General features: G+C 63.4%; 13 protein-coding genes. 5 read left to right on the forward strand and 8 right to left on the reverse strand.

Annotation, left to right across the window (positions count from 1 at the left end; genetic code table 11):
* Nucleotides 1-30 precede the first annotated feature (30 nt).
* Entirely contained in the window at nucleotides 31-1761 is a 1731-nt protein-coding gene (gene ggt / locus DS839_RS10430) for a gamma-glutamyltransferase (RefSeq protein ID WP_438816511.1), read from the reverse strand.
* 188 nt (nucleotides 1762-1949) lie between these two features.
* Here ggt and DS839_RS10435 point away from each other — a divergent pair, with 188 nt between their 5' ends.
* On the forward strand, nucleotides 1950-2264 hold the full coding sequence (locus DS839_RS10435) for a hypothetical protein (protein WP_119270242.1): 315 nt from the start codon (nucleotides 1950-1952) through the stop codon (nucleotides 2262-2264).
* Nucleotides 2265-2391: 127 nt separating this feature from the next.
* The gene (locus DS839_RS10440; protein ID WP_162918429.1) at nucleotides 2392-3024 is read left to right on the forward strand and encodes a response regulator transcription factor; all 633 of its coding nucleotides are present in this window, start codon (nucleotides 2392-2394) and stop codon (nucleotides 3022-3024) included.
* 53 nt (nucleotides 3025-3077) lie between these two features.
* On the opposite strand, the gene DS839_RS10445 is transcribed toward DS839_RS10440, so the two are convergent.
* The 6 genes from DS839_RS10445 to DS839_RS10470 all read right to left on the reverse strand — a co-directional run bounded on the left by DS839_RS10445 (nucleotide 3078) and on the right by DS839_RS10470 (nucleotide 11425).
* Complete coding sequence (locus tag DS839_RS10445; RefSeq protein ID WP_119270244.1) at nucleotides 3078-4955, reverse strand: S8 family serine peptidase; 1878 nt, start codon at nucleotides 4953-4955, stop codon at nucleotides 3078-3080.
* A 113-nt stretch (nucleotides 4956-5068) separates the two neighbouring features.
* Nucleotides 5069-5644 (reverse strand): hypothetical protein, encoded by a 576-nt coding sequence (locus DS839_RS10450; protein WP_119270245.1) that lies wholly within the window; start codon nucleotides 5642-5644, stop codon nucleotides 5069-5071.
* 219 nt (nucleotides 5645-5863) lie between these two features.
* Nucleotides 5864-6640: an ATP-binding cassette domain-containing protein gene (locus DS839_RS10455; RefSeq protein ID WP_119270246.1), complete on the reverse strand. Its 777-nt coding sequence runs from the start codon at nucleotides 6638-6640 to the stop codon at nucleotides 5864-5866.
* On the reverse strand, nucleotides 6624-8888 hold the full coding sequence (locus DS839_RS10460; protein ID WP_368911453.1) for an ABC transporter permease: 2265 nt from the start codon (nucleotides 8886-8888) through the stop codon (nucleotides 6624-6626). Before DS839_RS10460 ends, DS839_RS10455 begins: the two co-directional genes overlap by 17 nt.
* A gap of 109 nt (nucleotides 8889-8997) precedes the next feature.
* On the reverse strand, nucleotides 8998-10086 hold the full coding sequence (locus DS839_RS10465) for a substrate-binding domain-containing protein (RefSeq protein WP_162918446.1): 1089 nt from the start codon (nucleotides 10084-10086) through the stop codon (nucleotides 8998-9000).
* 346 nt (nucleotides 10087-10432) lie between these two features.
* Nucleotides 10433-11425 carry a substrate-binding domain-containing protein gene (locus DS839_RS10470; protein WP_119270248.1) on the reverse strand — a complete coding sequence of 331 codons (993 nt, stop codon included), beginning with the start codon at nucleotides 11423-11425 and terminating at the stop codon, nucleotides 10433-10435.
* Between the two features lie 299 nt (nucleotides 11426-11724).
* Here DS839_RS10470 and DS839_RS10475 point away from each other — a divergent pair, with 299 nt between their 5' ends.
* From DS839_RS10475 to DS839_RS10485, 3 genes are all read left to right on the forward strand, one after another.
* Entirely contained in the window at nucleotides 11725-12465 is a 741-nt protein-coding gene (locus tag DS839_RS10475) for an ATP-binding cassette domain-containing protein (RefSeq protein ID WP_119270371.1), read from the forward strand.
* Between the two features lie 23 nt (nucleotides 12466-12488).
* Nucleotides 12489-13487: an ABC transporter permease gene (locus DS839_RS10480; RefSeq protein ID WP_119270249.1), complete on the forward strand. Its 999-nt coding sequence runs from the start codon at nucleotides 12489-12491 to the stop codon at nucleotides 13485-13487.
* 67 nt (nucleotides 13488-13554) lie between these two features.
* On the forward strand, nucleotides 13555-14277 hold the full coding sequence (locus DS839_RS10485) for a FadR/GntR family transcriptional regulator (RefSeq protein WP_368911491.1): 723 nt from the start codon (nucleotides 13555-13557) through the stop codon (nucleotides 14275-14277).
* 4 nt (nucleotides 14278-14281) lie between these two features.
* Here the strand turns inward: DS839_RS10485 and DS839_RS10490 are convergent, their stop codons facing one another.
* The gene (locus DS839_RS10490) at nucleotides 14282-15193 is read right to left on the reverse strand and encodes an acetamidase/formamidase family protein (RefSeq protein WP_119270251.1); all 912 of its coding nucleotides are present in this window, start codon (nucleotides 15191-15193) and stop codon (nucleotides 14282-14284) included.
* Nucleotides 15194-15233 lie beyond the last annotated feature (40 nt).

A 15233-nucleotide genomic window follows, 5' to 3' on the forward strand; every position in this document is an offset into this window, starting at 1 on the left:
CGGCCATATCGCCGTCTTGGCACGGCCCAATCAATAGCCGATGGCTTCTCCGGCCAGAGCGCGGCTGTCGATCGCGCCATTATAGCGCGCACCGCCCCCCTTCCCGATCTCGCCCAGGCTTTCGCCGCCGACCAATATGCCGGCGGCTTGGCCCCAGACCTTGCCTTCCGCGGCGATGTCGAGCTTGTAGCCCATCTGGCTCAGCATCTTCAGCGTGTCGGGCGAGAGCCCATGGTTCTCGACATAGACCGTGTCGGGCAGCCATTGGTGATGGATGCGCGGCGCATCGATCGCCTCCCTTATGTCCATGCCATGGTCGATGACATTGATGATGGCCTCGAGCGTGATGGTGATGATGCGCGAGCCGCCCGGGCTGCCGATGACCATGAACGGCTTGCCGTCCTTGGAGACGATGGTCGGGCTCATCGAGGAGAGCGGCGTCTTCAAAGGTGCGATGGCATTCGCCTCGCCCTGCACCAGGCCATAGAGATTGGGAACGCCGGGCTTCTGGGTGAAGTCGTCCATCTCGTTGTTGAGCAATATGCCGGTGCCGTCGGCGACGACGCCGGCGCCGAAGGAGCCGTTCAGCGTATAAGTGACGGCGACCGCATTGCCGGCATCGTCGATGATCGAATAATGCGTGGTCTCCTTGCTCTCGCCGAAATCCTTGGGTTTCAGATCCTTGGAGACGCCGGCCCGGTATCGGTCGATCTTGTCGCGGATCTCGGCTGCATAGGTCTTGTCGGTGATCTTCCCGACCGGGTTCTCGACGAAGGCCGGATCGCCCAGCGCCGAATTGCGGTCGACATAGGCGAAGCGCATTGCCTCGACCATCAGATGGACGGTGTCGGCCGAGCCGAAGCCCAGATGGGAGATCGGATAGCCCTCGAGCACATTCAGGATCTCGCAGATGATGAGGCCGCCCGAGCTCGGCGGCGGCGAGGAGACGATGTCGAAGCCCCGGTAGTTGCACGTAACGGGTGCCAGCTCGCGCACTTTATATTGCTCGAAATCGGGCTTCGCCAGGATGCCGCCTTTGGCCGCGCTCGCTTTGACGATCTGATCGGCGATGGCGCCCTTGTAGAAAGCATCAGGCCCCTTCTCCGAGATTCGCGCAAGCGACGCGGCGAGATCGGCCTGGACCAGCCGGTCGCCCGCGCCATAGGGCTTGCCGTCCGCCTTGATGAAGATCGCCGCCGCCGCCTTGTCCGCTGCGAGCCGCTTGGCGCCGCCCGCGAGGATCGTGGCGTCGCCCTGCCCCAGCACGAAGCCGTCCTTGGCCAGGCGGATGGCGGGCTCGAGCACTTGCTGGCGGGTGAGCGTGCCATATTTCTCGCGCGCCATTTCGAAGCCCGCCACCGATCCCGGCACGCCGACCGCGAGATAGCCATCGAGGCTCGCCCCCTTGATCGGATTGCCGTCCTTGTCGAGATACATGTCCTTGGTCGCGGCCAAGGGCGCCCTTTCGCGGAAATCGAGGAAGGTCGACTTGCCGTCCTTGAAGCGGATGGTCATGAAGCCGCCGCCCCCGATATTGCCGGCCGAGGGATAGACGACCGCCAGCGCATAGCCGACGGCGACCGCGGCATCGATCGAATTGCCGCCTTTCTTCAGCACCTCGACGCCGATCTCGGAGGCGAGACGCTGCGCCGTCACCACCATGCCATGCTCGCCCTTCACCGGCGCCGGTGAGGCGGCGAAGCTCTCGGCGGCAATGGACAAAATGAAACCGAAGCTGATGACGACGGTTCTCAGGCGCATCATGGGCATGATCGCTTCCCCTTGGATCAATCTATAGTGCCGTCCAGCCCTATTCTCCACCGGCCGTGGCGGAAGCGCGATATATTTCTGAAGCCTTGCGATTTTCGCTGGCATTTCCTGGCGTTCTGGATTTAGATGACGTTGCGTCAATACACAAAGTGCCACTGAACCATTCAAGGAGCATTTTGATGAGATTGTTGACCCGTCAAATCTCGATCCTGCTGTTTTTGGGCGCGGCTCCGATGGCCGCTCATGGCGCAGAGCCCTTGAGCAAATCGGACTCATCCACGGTCAAGATCGAGAGAATCGGCACTCTGGGCCTGGAGAAAGCGCAGAAAGGCGATGGCGCGATCGCGATCTTCACGCCGCTCGAGGCAAAGGTGATCACCTGCAGCGGCTCATGCGGTGGCCAGCCCGTCGGAAGCTGGACATGCCCCGCCGACCAGAGCTGCTCGCTCGATTGCACGACGAACCCGCCGACCAGGTCCTGCTATACGCCATAAGTGAGAGGCGCCGATGTCCGGCGCGCCGCCACATAAATGTCAAAGGTGCGGGATATATGTGTCGCTCCTGCCCGACAGCCTTCTTGTCGAAACGGCTCAGCGTTGGGAATCGGTCCGGAGGTCACACGTGCCGATTAAGCTCTTTATATTGGGCGCCGTGCGCTTGCATCGCGACGGATTAGCCCTTCAACTTGAACGCTGTTCGAATGTGCAGGTCATCGGCACAGGCATGTTGGACGACGCGATACGGTCGCTTCGATCGGTTCCTGCTGATGTTGCATTGCTCGATACGGTCCAGCTTGAAATCACCGCGGTGGTTGATGCCTTGCGGCAATCGCTCCGGCAGCTCCGGATTGTCGCGATCGGCGTGCGCGAGGTCGAAAGCGAGGTGCTTGCCTGCGCGGCCGCCGGCGTTGACGGCTACGTGCGGAGGGATGCCGCGGCCGACGAAGTCGTCACCGTTGTTGAAAGCGTCATGCACAACGAACTGATTTGCTCGCCCAAGGTCGCCGCGTCGCTGTATCATTCGGTTGCTGCGCAGGGCGCCAATGGCGGCGCTGCACTGACGGTTCGCGAGCTTCAGGTCGTCGAGTTGATGGGTCGCGGCCTATCCAACAAGGAGATCTCCCAAAATCTCCACATCGAGACCTGTACCGCCAAGAATCACGTCCAGAACATATTGCAGAAGCTCGGCGTCCACCGTCGGAGCCAAGCGGCGGCAAAGGTCAGAAGTTCGATCAGCCGGCAGCGTTTCGGCTGACCTTTGGCACACACCCGCTGGTTTTTTGTCCGTCCACTGTTTTTTTGTTTGGTCTAGACCAGTCCGGCGGCGTGCAGCCGCATCAACGCCATGGCGCTGACGGGATGCGCCGGCGGGATGCCGGCCAATGCGAAACCTTCGCCGACGCCTTGCTTCGCGCCCGCAAGGACGCCGAGATCCTGCATTGTCTTGATCCACGCATCGACGTCCGACGCGCCCAGCATCGCCACTTTCCGAAAATCCGGCAGTCCGGCGCCGACGCGAGAGAGATCGAGGACAGGACGTACCGCTGAACCGAGGACGAGCTCGAACAGCGCATTGACCCTCTGTTCGCCCCGACTAGCATGGACGCCTTTGAACAGCGGGTGATGCCCCAGGATCAAAGCCGCAAAGCCGACGACATGGGCGGACGCAATTGCGGCGCCGTCGCGGGCCGCCAGTCCACCGCCCGGAACGCTCGAAATGACGGCGACGCCCGGCGCGCAGACCCCGAGTTGGGGGCCGGCGCCGCTGAAATTCGTCGCGAATATGCCGGAGGGACCGATCAATTCGGGAACCGCTGTCAACGCATGACGCGTGTCGGCCGGAAATGCTCCAACCCTGCCGACTGCCGAGACGCAAAGTACGCCCGGGACCGTGCCGGGAAATCGTACTGGACCGCCTTCATCCCCCGATGTCGCAATGCAGGCGACGCCCCTGAGCCGGGCTTCGACGATCTTGCGGGCGACAAGCTCCGAGACCTGATTGGCGCTGACACCGATATGGACGATATCGATCTCGCTCTCGATACATTGATCCAAGGCCTCGATCAGATCGCTGAAACGGCCGCCCGGAGATAGTTTGAACACATGGATCTCGGCGCCGGGCGCAATGCCCAACACGCCTATTGCCGCATCGCCGGTGCCGGCGATGACGCCTGCGCAATGCGTGCCTTGGCCGATCTCGTCCCGGGTCCAGTCCTTGGCGCCGCTGCCACCGGTCAGGTCCACGCCCTTCGCCACATGGCGAAGCAAGGGGTGGCTGTTGTCGCAGCCCGAATCGATCAGGCCAATCCTCACGCCGGTGCCTGTCAGCCCGGCGGCGAGTTGGTCGAGGCCCATTGATTCCCGTCCCCAGGCGGGCCCCTTTTCGCCCGCCGGTTTGGCGGTGTCGGCAGGGGACAGCGGACGGAGGCGGACGACATTTGGCCCGGCCGGATCGAGGACTGGACGCTGCATGAAGCATTCCCAATGATCGGCTGCCGGCTGCACATAGACGGCACCGACGTCATCGAGGTCGGCCTCGGCATCGAGGATCGTGACGCTGGCCGCTCCCGCCTGATCGGTGATGGCGAGGGCGCCAAAATTGCGGCCAAGAACGGTGACGCTTGCGCCGGCGAGCGGCTGATCGCGCTCGCCAAGAACCTGGAATTGGACCTCTCGGCGCTGCCGCGGTGTGGGAGCCATCCGGCTCGACCGCGGCGCAGCAAGAGATGCCGGGAACTTCGACAGCCCGGTTTCAATGCGCGCATCCTCTTCAATCACGACATGCGGCGGAGCGCTCTGCCGCATGGCTTCGGCGCGCTGATCATCCATCCGCGCGACGATGATTTCCTGAGCGCCAGGCTGGGCGGTCGCGCCCGGTCCCTTTGAACCCTTCGGACGCAACCGGCGAAGGACTTCAACATCCTCCATCCGCTTCAGGCTTTCATGGATCGCATTGCTGGGCGATGCGGCAAGGTCTGCAAGCATTCGGGGGGCGACCAGATATTGCCGCTTGCGGCGCGCGAGCACGCCTGCCGTGCCACGGTTGGCTTCGGACGCTTCGCTCCATGTCTTGTTGACGCTCGATGTCTCGCTGGGACCTGCCGACGTCTGGGCCGCGGCTTGCGTCCGTTTCGATCCGCCTGATCTCCCCGCGTGGTCGCCATTCTTCGGGTGCTGCTCGGCCATGACATGTCACTCCTTGGACAATGGATATTGCGACCCCATTGATGGGCGGGCCTTCGGGTCGCCGAGGGAGGGCAACCCGAAGGCCGCTAGGGGCTCGGAATCAACCTACCTACCTAATGGACCCATCCCTGGCGGAACTGCTCCGGCTGCTGCGCTGCCAGATACGGTGCAAGCTGCGTCATCGCCTGTTGCTGCGGCCCTGGATTGATCGCGGTCTGCCCGCCCCATCCATAGGATTGGGGAATGGCCTGGCCGATCTGACCGGCGGCGAAGACGCCACCCATGCCTTGGCCAATCTGCGGCTGCCAACCCATTGCCGGTTGCGCAAATTGCTGAGCCGCCAGGTGCTGAACGATCTGTTGCAGCGCCTGTGCGCACTGGACCGCGTGCGCGGCTTGTCTTGCCGCAATCTGCTGGGCGGCCTGGACGGCCGACTGAACCGGGTGGAGCACCTGCTGCTGCGGCGTGTTCAGTTGCGAGAGATACGGCGCCGCCCATGGGTTCTGCTGCGCGAAGGCTGCGTAAGGAACGGCACCGCTGCCTAGGCTGCCATAGCCTGTGCCGACCGCTCCGCTGCCGACGGGGCCGAAGACCCCGGGGTTGAACTGGCCGCCGACGGCCGGATTGAACTGCTGGGCGAGGTAGGGTTCATAGTTTCCGTAAATCCCACTGGTGTGAAACGCTGTCATATCGGCTCTCCGTATTTGCTGCGTTAAGGTGGTGATGCCGAAAAGCGATGCATCGGCGATGTGTGTGTCTGCATCGCTCCGACTGAGGCGAGGCTAGGCTCGGTGCCGATTGATGTGAATGAGCCAAAACGGGCCCCGAAACGACTGTTGCACACGGGCCGAATGGCCTGATCCGAATGGCTCAGATCGCGAGGATGTCGTTGCTCCGCAAAGGCAAACCTATGTGGTATGCGCAGCCGGGATCTTGACCGGCCTGCCGGCGACGATCAACTGCAGCACGTCATGCTCGTTGGTCTCGGCGATCACCCTTTCCCCGACATTCTCACCACGCTTCAGCACCATGATGCGGTCGCCGACGGCGAAGATATCCTGAAGCCGGTGCGAGATGATGATCTGGGCGACGCCGTGCTTCTTCAGCTCCAGCATGGTCTCGAGCAATCGCTGCGTGGCCGTCACCGAAAGATTGGCCGTCGGCTCGTCGAGGATGATGACGCGCGGGTCGAATGAAATGGCGCGCGCGATGGCGACCGACTGCTGACGGCCGCCCGACAGGCTCTCGACTTTCTGATGCACCGAATTGACGTCGACCTTGAGGCGCTTCAGCACGCCATCGGCCTCTTCATACATCTTCCTGCGGTCGACGAACCAGCCTTTGACGGGCCAGCGCCCGAGAAAGATGTTCTGCCCGACATCCATGTTCCCGCAGAGCGCGAAATCCTGGTAGATCATCTCGATGCCGGCGGCGCGGCTCTCATGCGGTCCGCGGAAATTGGCTGGGCTTCCGCCGACGATGATCTCTCCCGAATCGCGGTGATAGGCGCCGGTCATGATTTTCATCAGCGTCGATTTTCCGGCGGAGTTATCGCCGACCAGCCCCAGGATCTCGCCAGGATAGAGCTTGAGATCGACGCCGCGCAGCGCCTGCACGGCGCCGAACGCCTTGCTGATGTCGCGCATCTCGACGATGGGCGCTTGCGGCTCAGCCTGCCTTGCCATGTTCGCCCCCTTCTTCCTGCTGCGTGCGTTGCCAGAGCTGTCGGAGTCTTCCGAAAATATTGGCTTGCCGGAGCCAGATGTCGATCAGCACCGCGGCGATGAGGATGAGCCCGATGAAGACATTGACCCAGTGCTGCGGCAGCACGATCGAGCGGCCGTCCGCGGTGATGATGTTCAATTGCAGAAGCGCCCGCACCAGCGTGATGACGGCGGCGCCCGCGAGCGATCCGATGATCGTGCCATAGCCGCCGAAGATCGATCCGCCGCCGATGATCACCGCGGCGATCGCGTCGAGCTCGCGGAATTGCCCCGCCACCGGATTGAAGCTGCGAAAATAGGCGACATTGATGATGCCAGCCATGGCAGCGCAAGCGCCGGCAAGGACGAGCGACAGGAATCTGACGCGGCCCGTATGGATGCCGGCATAGGCGGCGGCGCGCAGATTGCCGCCGGTCGCCAGCACCTGCTGTCCGAAAGGCATGAGACCAAGGACGATGCCGGCAATGACCGCGACGAACAGCGTCCACAGGGTCTGCACGCTGACCGCCTCCGCCAGGGAGCGCATCAGCCCTTCCGGCAATTGCACACCCCAGTAGTAAAGGATGTCGCCGATCTTGCGCCCGAGCAGGTTGAACTTCTCCGGGAAACCGGTGAGCTGCTGGCCGGCGGTGATCCAGGCGGCGAGCCCGCGCGCGATATAGTACATGCCGAGGGTGGCGATGAAGGAGGGCAGCCCGAAACTCACCGTCAGCACGCCATTGGCGACGCCGGCGCCGACGCCGGCTAGCATCCCCAGGGCCACCGCCGTCATCGGGTCGGCGCCCAGCACTTTCAGACTATAGGCGGCGGTACTGCCGGCGAGTGCCAGGATGGCACCGACCGAGAGATCGATATCACCACAGGCAATGACATAGGTGAGGCCCACCGTCAGCAGGGCGACCTCGGTGAAATTGAGCAGAATGGCAAAGGTGTTGGGCAGGTTCCACCAGTAATCGGGCCTGAGATAGAGGCCGACGAGCCACAGGACCACCACCAGGACGATCGCCAGCGCATCGCGGCGGGCGAAGAATTTTCCAAGCCCGCGCGCCGTGAGCGCCTTGTCGCTGGCGATCGTGCCGCGGGTCTGGATGCCTTCCATGGCGACGCCGCCGCTTTCGAAGGGCGGCGGCGGCGGCTTGCCGGTGAGCCAGGCCCAGAAGCGGGCCGGAAGCTGGCGCCGCAGGACGAAGGGCTCGATCAGCACCGCGATCACCAGGATCAGGCCGAGGAATGCCGGCACCGCGCCCGCCGGCAACTGGCTGGTCGCATTCACGGTGACGTCGACACCGTCGATCTTGACGATCCGGGTCGTCGGCCAGCCTTCGCGCAGCACCTTGTTGATCAACACGGTCAGCACCGCGCCGAGGCAGCTTCCCGCGATCCGCCCCCTGCCGCCGAGGATCGATGCCCCGCCGATGATCACCGAGGCAATGACGATCAGCTCGGCGCTGAGGCCGAATTGCGACGTGACGCCCTTGTCCTGGGCGATCGCCATGAGGCCCGCCAGCGTCGCCGACAGCGCCGAGAACAGATAGGCGCGGATGCGCACCCAGCGCGTCGGGATGCCGGCATAGATCGCTGCCTGCTCATTGCCGCCCGTGGCGAAAGTCTCATAGCCCCAGCGGGTCTTGGCGAGGACGACGGCGCCGATCACGGCCACCACGATGAAGATCACGATCTGGTTGTTGAAACCGAGGTCGTTGGTCTCGCTGATCTGGAAGAAGGACTTGTAGATCTGCGCCTTGGCTGGATAGGCGATGTTCTTGCCGCCGGTGAGGCCCAGCACCAGGCCGCGGCCGATGAGCAGCATGGTGAGCGTGGCGATGAAGGCCGGCACCCGCAAGACCGTCACCAGCACGCCGTTGATCAGGCCGATCGCCGCACCGAGCAGGATGCAGAAGGAGAGCGCCGGAACCAGGCCGAGATTAAAGTGGGTCGGCGAGAACAGGATCGAGAAGGCGACGCCGACCAGGCCATAGATCGAGCCGACCGACAGATCGAGATCCTTGTTGACGATGACGAAGGTCATGCCGACGGCCATGACGCCGTAGCGGGCGGAGTCGCGTAGAAGTGCGTGCAACGCGTCCGGCGTTCCGAAGAAGGCCGGGTTGATCAACGCACCGCCGATATAGAGAAGCGCCATCAGCGCCAGCAGGCCCACTTCCCAGCTGCCGAAAAACTGCCGCGGATGGCGGATTTGAACGGTCACGGCGCAGAGCACACCAGCATTGAGGTCATGTCATCCGCGCGCTCGTGACGGGTCGCGGGAGGGTCCATGCCCTCCCGCTTCTACCAGATACTCGTACCGTGCGGCAGGGCTAGTTTTCAAAGCGCTTGCCGATATTGCCGACGGTGTCCTTCGTCACCAGCTGGGCACGTGTATCGAGATTGGCCGCCGAGATGCCGCGGTCGATCTGCAGGTAGAGCTGCATCACCGGCCAGAAACCCTGCAGGAAGGGCTGCTGGCCGAGCGCGCCGGTGAGATCGCCGCTCTTCATGCCCTCTTGCTGAGCCGGACCCAGATCGAAGCCATAGGAGCAGATCTTGCCGCCCATCTTCAATTGCGCGATGGCCTTGACCAGCGCCGGCGTGAAGACGTTGTTGGCGGCGAAAGCGCCCACCACGTCGCCGCGCTGCTCGATGAGACCGATGATGCTGTTCACCGGATCATTCGCATCCGCCGGGATGCCGACGCTTTCAGGCCCGGCATCGACCTTGAAATTGTCGAGCGTGCCGGCGGCCTTCAAAGCGGCGACGGTCGCGCCATAGGCCGATGTCACCCGGTTGTTGACCTCGATATTGCCCATGCCGGTGTCGTTCGGGAAAATGATCGATCCCTTGGTGATTTTGTTGTCGGCAAGGCATTGCGCCAGGGCCTGGCCGGCGATCGCCGCCGCGGACGCATCCTGCCCGGTATGGCTGAGGCCGAGGCGGTTATGGATCTTGGGATCGAAGGAGTTGGTCGTCGCCACCGGGATGCCGTTCTTCTCTGCGGTCTTGACGATGTCGTCATAGGCGCCGACTTGCGGCGTGGTCAGGATCAGGCCGTCGATGGTCGGATCCTGGATGACCTGGTTGAGGATCTCGATCTCACGCGCCGGATCGTCGGTCGGCGATTCCGAGCCGAGCAGCAGGATCTTGGCGCCGATCATGTTGCCGGCGACGGTCGCGCCGACATAGACCGGATCGAAGAAGCCGTTGCCCGCGGTATGCGTGACGATGGCGAAGGTCAGATGGCCGTCGGCGGAATGGAAGTTCTTGGTGCCTTCCGCCTCCTTGGCGGCGTCCTCGAAACTGTAGCCGCCGACAGCCTTGGTGATGGTGCCGGAGTCCTGGGCTCCGGCGCTCGCGGACATCAGCACCGCCAGCGACAATGCGCTTACCGACACGAGCAGCGTCTTCATGATTTCCTCCCATATGTTGATTTGTCTTATTTGTCTGACTATTACAACGAGGCACAATAATCCACTCGGGGATATGCCGCAAGGGGAGGAAAGTCGAACCTCAGAACTTGCCGGCATTTCAGGGCGGGAGAAGGGAAACCTGCTTCCACCAAACAAAAAGAGAGAGCCGCCTATGTGGAGGTCACGGCCACTCTCTCCTGCCCGTTGCAATCACCGGTGCCGGCCTCGAGCTTCGCCGACGAAATCCGGCACGGGCGGCATCAGCCTCAAGGCAGCGAAGCCGGCGTCTGTCGTGGCCTGACGGCGGCCCGGGAGACCGCCGTCAGGGGCGCAGGCGCCTCGGCCTCTCCTATTTGGCGATGCACGTCGCCGCTGTTTCCTGCGTGCATTCATCGAGGCCGGTATAGATGACGGGCTCCACCGCCTTGCCGGCGATGAGATCCAGCATCACGGCGGGCGCGCGATAGCCCATCTCGAATGGCCGCTGGCCGACCTGCACATGGCTGTAGCCCGACTTGAGCGCCTCCATCTGTGGCGGCAGCGTGTCGCCGGCTACGATCACCAGCTTCTTGCTCGCCATCTTGTCCTTCACCTGCGTCGCCACTTGCGAATAGGCCTGCGGCGCGAACTGCGCCCAGCCGCCCTCGAGCACGAAGGCATCGAGATCGGGATTGGCGGTGAAGGTATCGGCCATTTGCTGGTTGGCGAGATCGGCCTGATCGTTGGTGAACACCGGACAGCCGGCGATTTCGGTCCAGCCGTTCTGCCCGGTCAGGCGCTCGGTGCCCTTGGCGCCGCTGAGCGTGTCGCGCGTGCCGGCGGCGCGCGCATTGATATTGTCGGCGGCGACATTGCCGAGCTGCAGGCAGATCGTGCCGCCTTTGGCTTTCAGCTTCTGCAGATGCTCGGCGAATTTGACCCCCATCAGATAATTGTCGGTGCCGAGATAGGTCTTGCGCAGTGCTGCGTCTTCCTTGCCGAGATCGGCATCGATGGTCATGATCGGTATCGTAGGCTTGCGCTCGCGCAGGAGCTTCGCCATCAGCGGCGCATTGGACGGCGATATGGCGATGGCCGCGATATCGGGCTTGTTCAGGAGATCGTCGACGATCTGGACTTCGCCAGCCTCGTCTGCGCTCGACGCCGGGCCGGTATAGAAGCAGGTATAGCCCTTGCCGGCATTCTCGGCATTCCACTTCTCGCAGCCCAGATGGATCTGCTCGAAGAACGGGTTGTCGAGACCCTTGACCACGATCGCGAGAACCTTGTCGGCCGCCGGCGCCGGACTGGCGAGCAGTCCCAAGGCCGCGGCGGCAAGCAATCCGAGTGATAGCTTCCTCATTTCATCCTCCCAGAGGTTTCATTGGCGGCGCGACCGGTGCGGCGCTCCGCATTTCGTCTCGGGGGCTTCGCCCTAATGGCCCGAACCCGGCCCTGGGCCGCTGGACCCCGCGAAAAACCTACCGCCATCGTCCGGTCATCGTCAACTTATTTGTCCGACAAATATGATAATACCGATCAAAGGACAAATAGCCATTGCGTCTTTACCGATGTGGTGGAATCCTGCGGCAGCGCATGATCCGGAAAAGTGGACGCCGGTTTTCCGAAAAGATCATGCGCAAGAAAAGACCGGAGTTCGCCATGGCGATCTTGCAATTGAATGGAATCTCCAAGAATTTCGGCGCCATACAGGCGCTCGACGGCGTGTCGCTGGAATTGGCGAGCGGCGAGATCCTGGGGCTGATGGGCGACAACGGTGCCGGAAAATCGACGCTGGTGAAGATCATCGCCGGCAATTTCAAGCCGACCAGGGGCACGATCACGATCGACGGCGAGGCCGCGGAGTTCCATCGCCCGGTCGATGCGCGCAATCGCGGCGTGGAAATCGTCTATCAGGACCTGGCGCTCTGCGACAACCTCTCGGCCGCCGTCAATGTGTTCCTCGGCCGCGAGCTGACGACGGGCTTCGGTCCCTTCCGGATCATGAACTACGCCGCCATGAATGCGAAAGCGGGCGAGCTGTTCAAGGAGCTCAAATCGGAGACCCGGCCGCGCGATCTCGTCCGGGTCATGTCCGGCGGGCAGCGCCAGGCGGTCGCCATCGCCAGGACCCGCCTCTCCCGGGCGCGGATCCTCTTGATGGACGAGCCGACCGCGGCGATCTCGGTCCGCCAGGTGGCCGAGGTCCTCAATCTGATCCGCGAGCTCAAGAGCCAGAACCTCGCCGTGATCCTGATCAGCCACCGCATGCCCGATGTCTTCGCCGTCGCCGACCGGATCGCCGTGCTGCGGCGCGGCAGGAAAGTCGCCGACAAGCCGGTGCACCGCACCTCGCCCCAGGAAATCACCGGACTCATCACCGGCGCCATCGATGAAGCCTGAACCCGCCAAACGGATTTGCCCCCATGACCGCCACCCTCGATGATGCCATCAAACGCGAAACCCACGGCCTCTCCAGCTGGATCGCGTCGCGCCCGGCCTTCTGGGTCTTCCTCGCTGCCGTCCTCTCTTGCCTGGTCTTAAGCCTGCTCACCGACACATTCGCGACACCGCAGAATCTCTTCAACGTCACGCGCAACTTCGCCTTCGTCGCCATCATCGCGCTCGGCATGACGGTCGTGATCATCTCGGGCGGCATCGATCTGTCCGTGGGCTCGACCTTGTGCATTTCCGCCATGGTGCTGGCGATCATCATGAATGCGGGCTTTGGCCTGGCCTTGGGCATCACGGCGGCGCTAGCGGCGGCGATGCTGGTCGGCGCCATCAACGGCTACCTCATCGCCTATATCCGCATTCCGCCTTTCGTGGTGACCCTCGGCATGCTGTCGGTCGCCAGGAGCGCCGCGATGGTCCTCTCCAACAACCGCATGATCTATCAATTCGGGCCGGACGAGAAAGCCCTGTTCTGGCTGGGCGGCGGCTCGACCTTCGGCATAGCGAACCCCGTCATCGCCTTGGTTCTGCTCGCTATCATCACCGGCCTGATGCTCAAATGGACGCGCTGGGGGACCAGGGTCTTCGCCATCGGCAGCAACCAGCATGCGGCCCTCCTCACCGGCGTCCCGGTCCGCCGCCTCAAGGTCAGCGTCTATATGTTTTCCGCTTTGACGGCCGGTATCGCCGGCGTCCTCGAGGCCGGCTGGCTTGGCGGCGTCACCACCAATCTCGGCCAGTCCATGGAGCTCAGCGTGATCGCGGCAACCGTCATCGGTGGCGCCAACCTGATGGGCGGGGCGGGCACGGTCTTTGGCGCGGTGGTCGGTGCCGCCCTCATCGAAGTCATCCGCAACAGCCTGACGCTTCTCGGAATCAGCAGTTTCTGGCAAGGCACATTCGTCGGCAGCTTCATTGTGCTCGCCGTGGCCTTTGACAGATTGCGGACGGATCGCGAATTGGAAGAGTAAGATGCGCGCCAGAAAACCGGCAGCTACGCCGAAGAGCAGACCCGATGCGGTGGCGGGACCCTTCCGCATGCCGGTGCCGACCCTGCCCCGGGGGCGCGGGCACATACACACATCGATCGCCGAGGCGATCGGCAGGAGCATCGTGCAGGGCGAGTTTCCGCCCGGGACCATCCTGCCCAATGAGGCGAAATGGGCCGCCGATTTCAAGGTCAGCCGCTCCGCCGTGCGCGAGGCGATCAAGATCCTCATGGCCAAGAACCTGATCGTCTCCCGGCCCAAGATCGGCAGCCGCGTCGAGAGCAAGGACCGCTGGTCGCTGCTCGATCACGACGTCCTGTCCTGGTACGCCACATCGCCCGAGCGCGCAGGCTTCCTCAAGTCGCTGCAGCAGTTTCGTCACATCGTCGAGCCCGAGGCCGCGGCACTCGCGGCGCAGTATCGCAGCGAAGCGCAGATGCATGAGATCTCGGCCGCCTGCCATGACATGGCGACGGCGCCGACGCTCTCCGACCGCACCAAGGCCGACGTCCGTTTCCATCTCGCCATCCTCAAGGCATCGAACAACGAGCTTCTCGTGCCCATGGGCGTCATCATCGACTCGGCCCTTGACAATCTCTTCGTCTTCATCACCCGCGAGGCCAATGACCTGCATTTCGCGCAGGACCTGCACAACAACATCGAGCGCAACATCCGCCTGCGCAAGGTCCAGGGCGCCCGCCTGGCGGTGAAGCGGCTGCTCAAGCATTCGGATGACTTCATCCGCCGGCACCTGCCGGCAAGTCAGCGCTGAGATCCTATTTTCGCGGTAACCATCGCTTTTCGATGCGGCAAACCATTGTGTAGGCCGGATCGTAGACATTGCCCACATCGTAGCGGACAACCTGTCCCATGAGGTGGCTGGCGGCGGTCGGGCTCAAGCCGTAGTCGCCGGTCAGCCAGTTGAACATGTCGGTCGTCGCATGCTGCAGGGCCTGGTCGAGCGGCCGCGCATTGCCGAGCGAGAAGATATCGGTGGCGTTCTCGCCGCGCGGCCAGACGAGCGCGCGCCCTTTCTCGACCGTCAGGCGCACCTCCACCTCGAAGCTGGTCTCTATGCCGGTGCCGACAATCTCGCCATCGCCCTGTGTGGCATGGCAGTCGCCGAGAAAGAACAAGGCGCCCGGCACGGCCACGGGAAACCATACTGTGGCGCCGGGACCGAAGCCCCGATAGTCCATGTTGCCGCCATTCTCGGCGCTGGTCGCGGTGGAGAACGCCTGTCCCAAAGCCGGCGCCACGCCGAAACAGCCGATCATCGGTTCAACCGGCAGGACGAAATCCTCGAGGCCAGGCACGGCGGGATCGAGCATCACCGTCAGCCCTTGCCGGTCGATCCGCCAGTTCACCTTGTCGCGTGGCGGCAGGCCGCGGACGAATTCCGGGTCGACGACATTGCCGGCAAGCGCTGCACGGGTCCAGCCGGTGGCGCGGATGGGCGTCATACGGAGGATGTCGACCTTGAGCGCATCGCCCGGCTCCGCGCCCGTCACGAAGATCGGGCCGTTCATCGGATTGGGCTCCGGAGCGCGTTGCACGCCATCCTTGTCGAAGCCATGGGCATCGAGCGTTTCAGTGATGACCATATCGCCCGATGCGACGGTGAAGGCCGGAGGCAAGGTGCCCAGCACATTGTGCCAGCTGGTGGCGCTGAAATGGTGTGTCGTCATGGGTGAAGGCCTAGCCGAGCACCGCGATCGGAGCAAGCCG

This window comes from Taklimakanibacter deserti (assembly GCA_003574785.1).

What these genes read in the sequence shown, in the direction of transcription:
- ggt (WP_438816511.1), bottom strand. Translation starts at nt 1,761, where the DNA reads ATGCGCCTGAGAACCGTCGTCATCAGCTTCGGTTTCATTTTGTCCATT.
- DS839_RS10445 (WP_119270244.1), bottom strand. Translation starts at nt 4,955, where the DNA reads ATGGCCGAGCAGCACCCGAAGAATGGCGACCACGCGGGGAGATCAGGC.
- DS839_RS10475 (WP_119270371.1), top strand. Translation starts at nt 11,725, where the DNA reads ATGGCGATCTTGCAATTGAATGGAATCTCCAAGAATTTCGGCGCCATA.
- DS839_RS10485 (WP_368911491.1), top strand. Translation starts at nt 13,555, where the DNA reads ATGCCGGTGCCGACCCTGCCCCGGGGGCGCGGGCACATACACACATCG.
- DS839_RS10450 (WP_119270245.1), bottom strand. Translation starts at nt 5,644, where the DNA reads ATGACAGCGTTTCACACCAGTGGGATTTACGGAAACTATGAACCCTAC.
- DS839_RS10435 (WP_119270242.1), top strand. Translation starts at nt 1,950, where the DNA reads ATGAGATTGTTGACCCGTCAAATCTCGATCCTGCTGTTTTTGGGCGCG.
- DS839_RS10470 (WP_119270248.1), bottom strand. Translation starts at nt 11,425, where the DNA reads ATGAGGAAGCTATCACTCGGATTGCTTGCCGCCGCGGCCTTGGGACTG.
- DS839_RS10490 (WP_119270251.1), bottom strand. Translation starts at nt 15,193, where the DNA reads ATGACGACACACCATTTCAGCGCCACCAGCTGGCACAATGTGCTGGGC.
- DS839_RS10455 (WP_119270246.1), bottom strand. Translation starts at nt 6,640, where the DNA reads ATGGCAAGGCAGGCTGAGCCGCAAGCGCCCATCGTCGAGATGCGCGAC.
- DS839_RS10480 (WP_119270249.1), top strand. Translation starts at nt 12,489, where the DNA reads ATGACCGCCACCCTCGATGATGCCATCAAACGCGAAACCCACGGCCTC.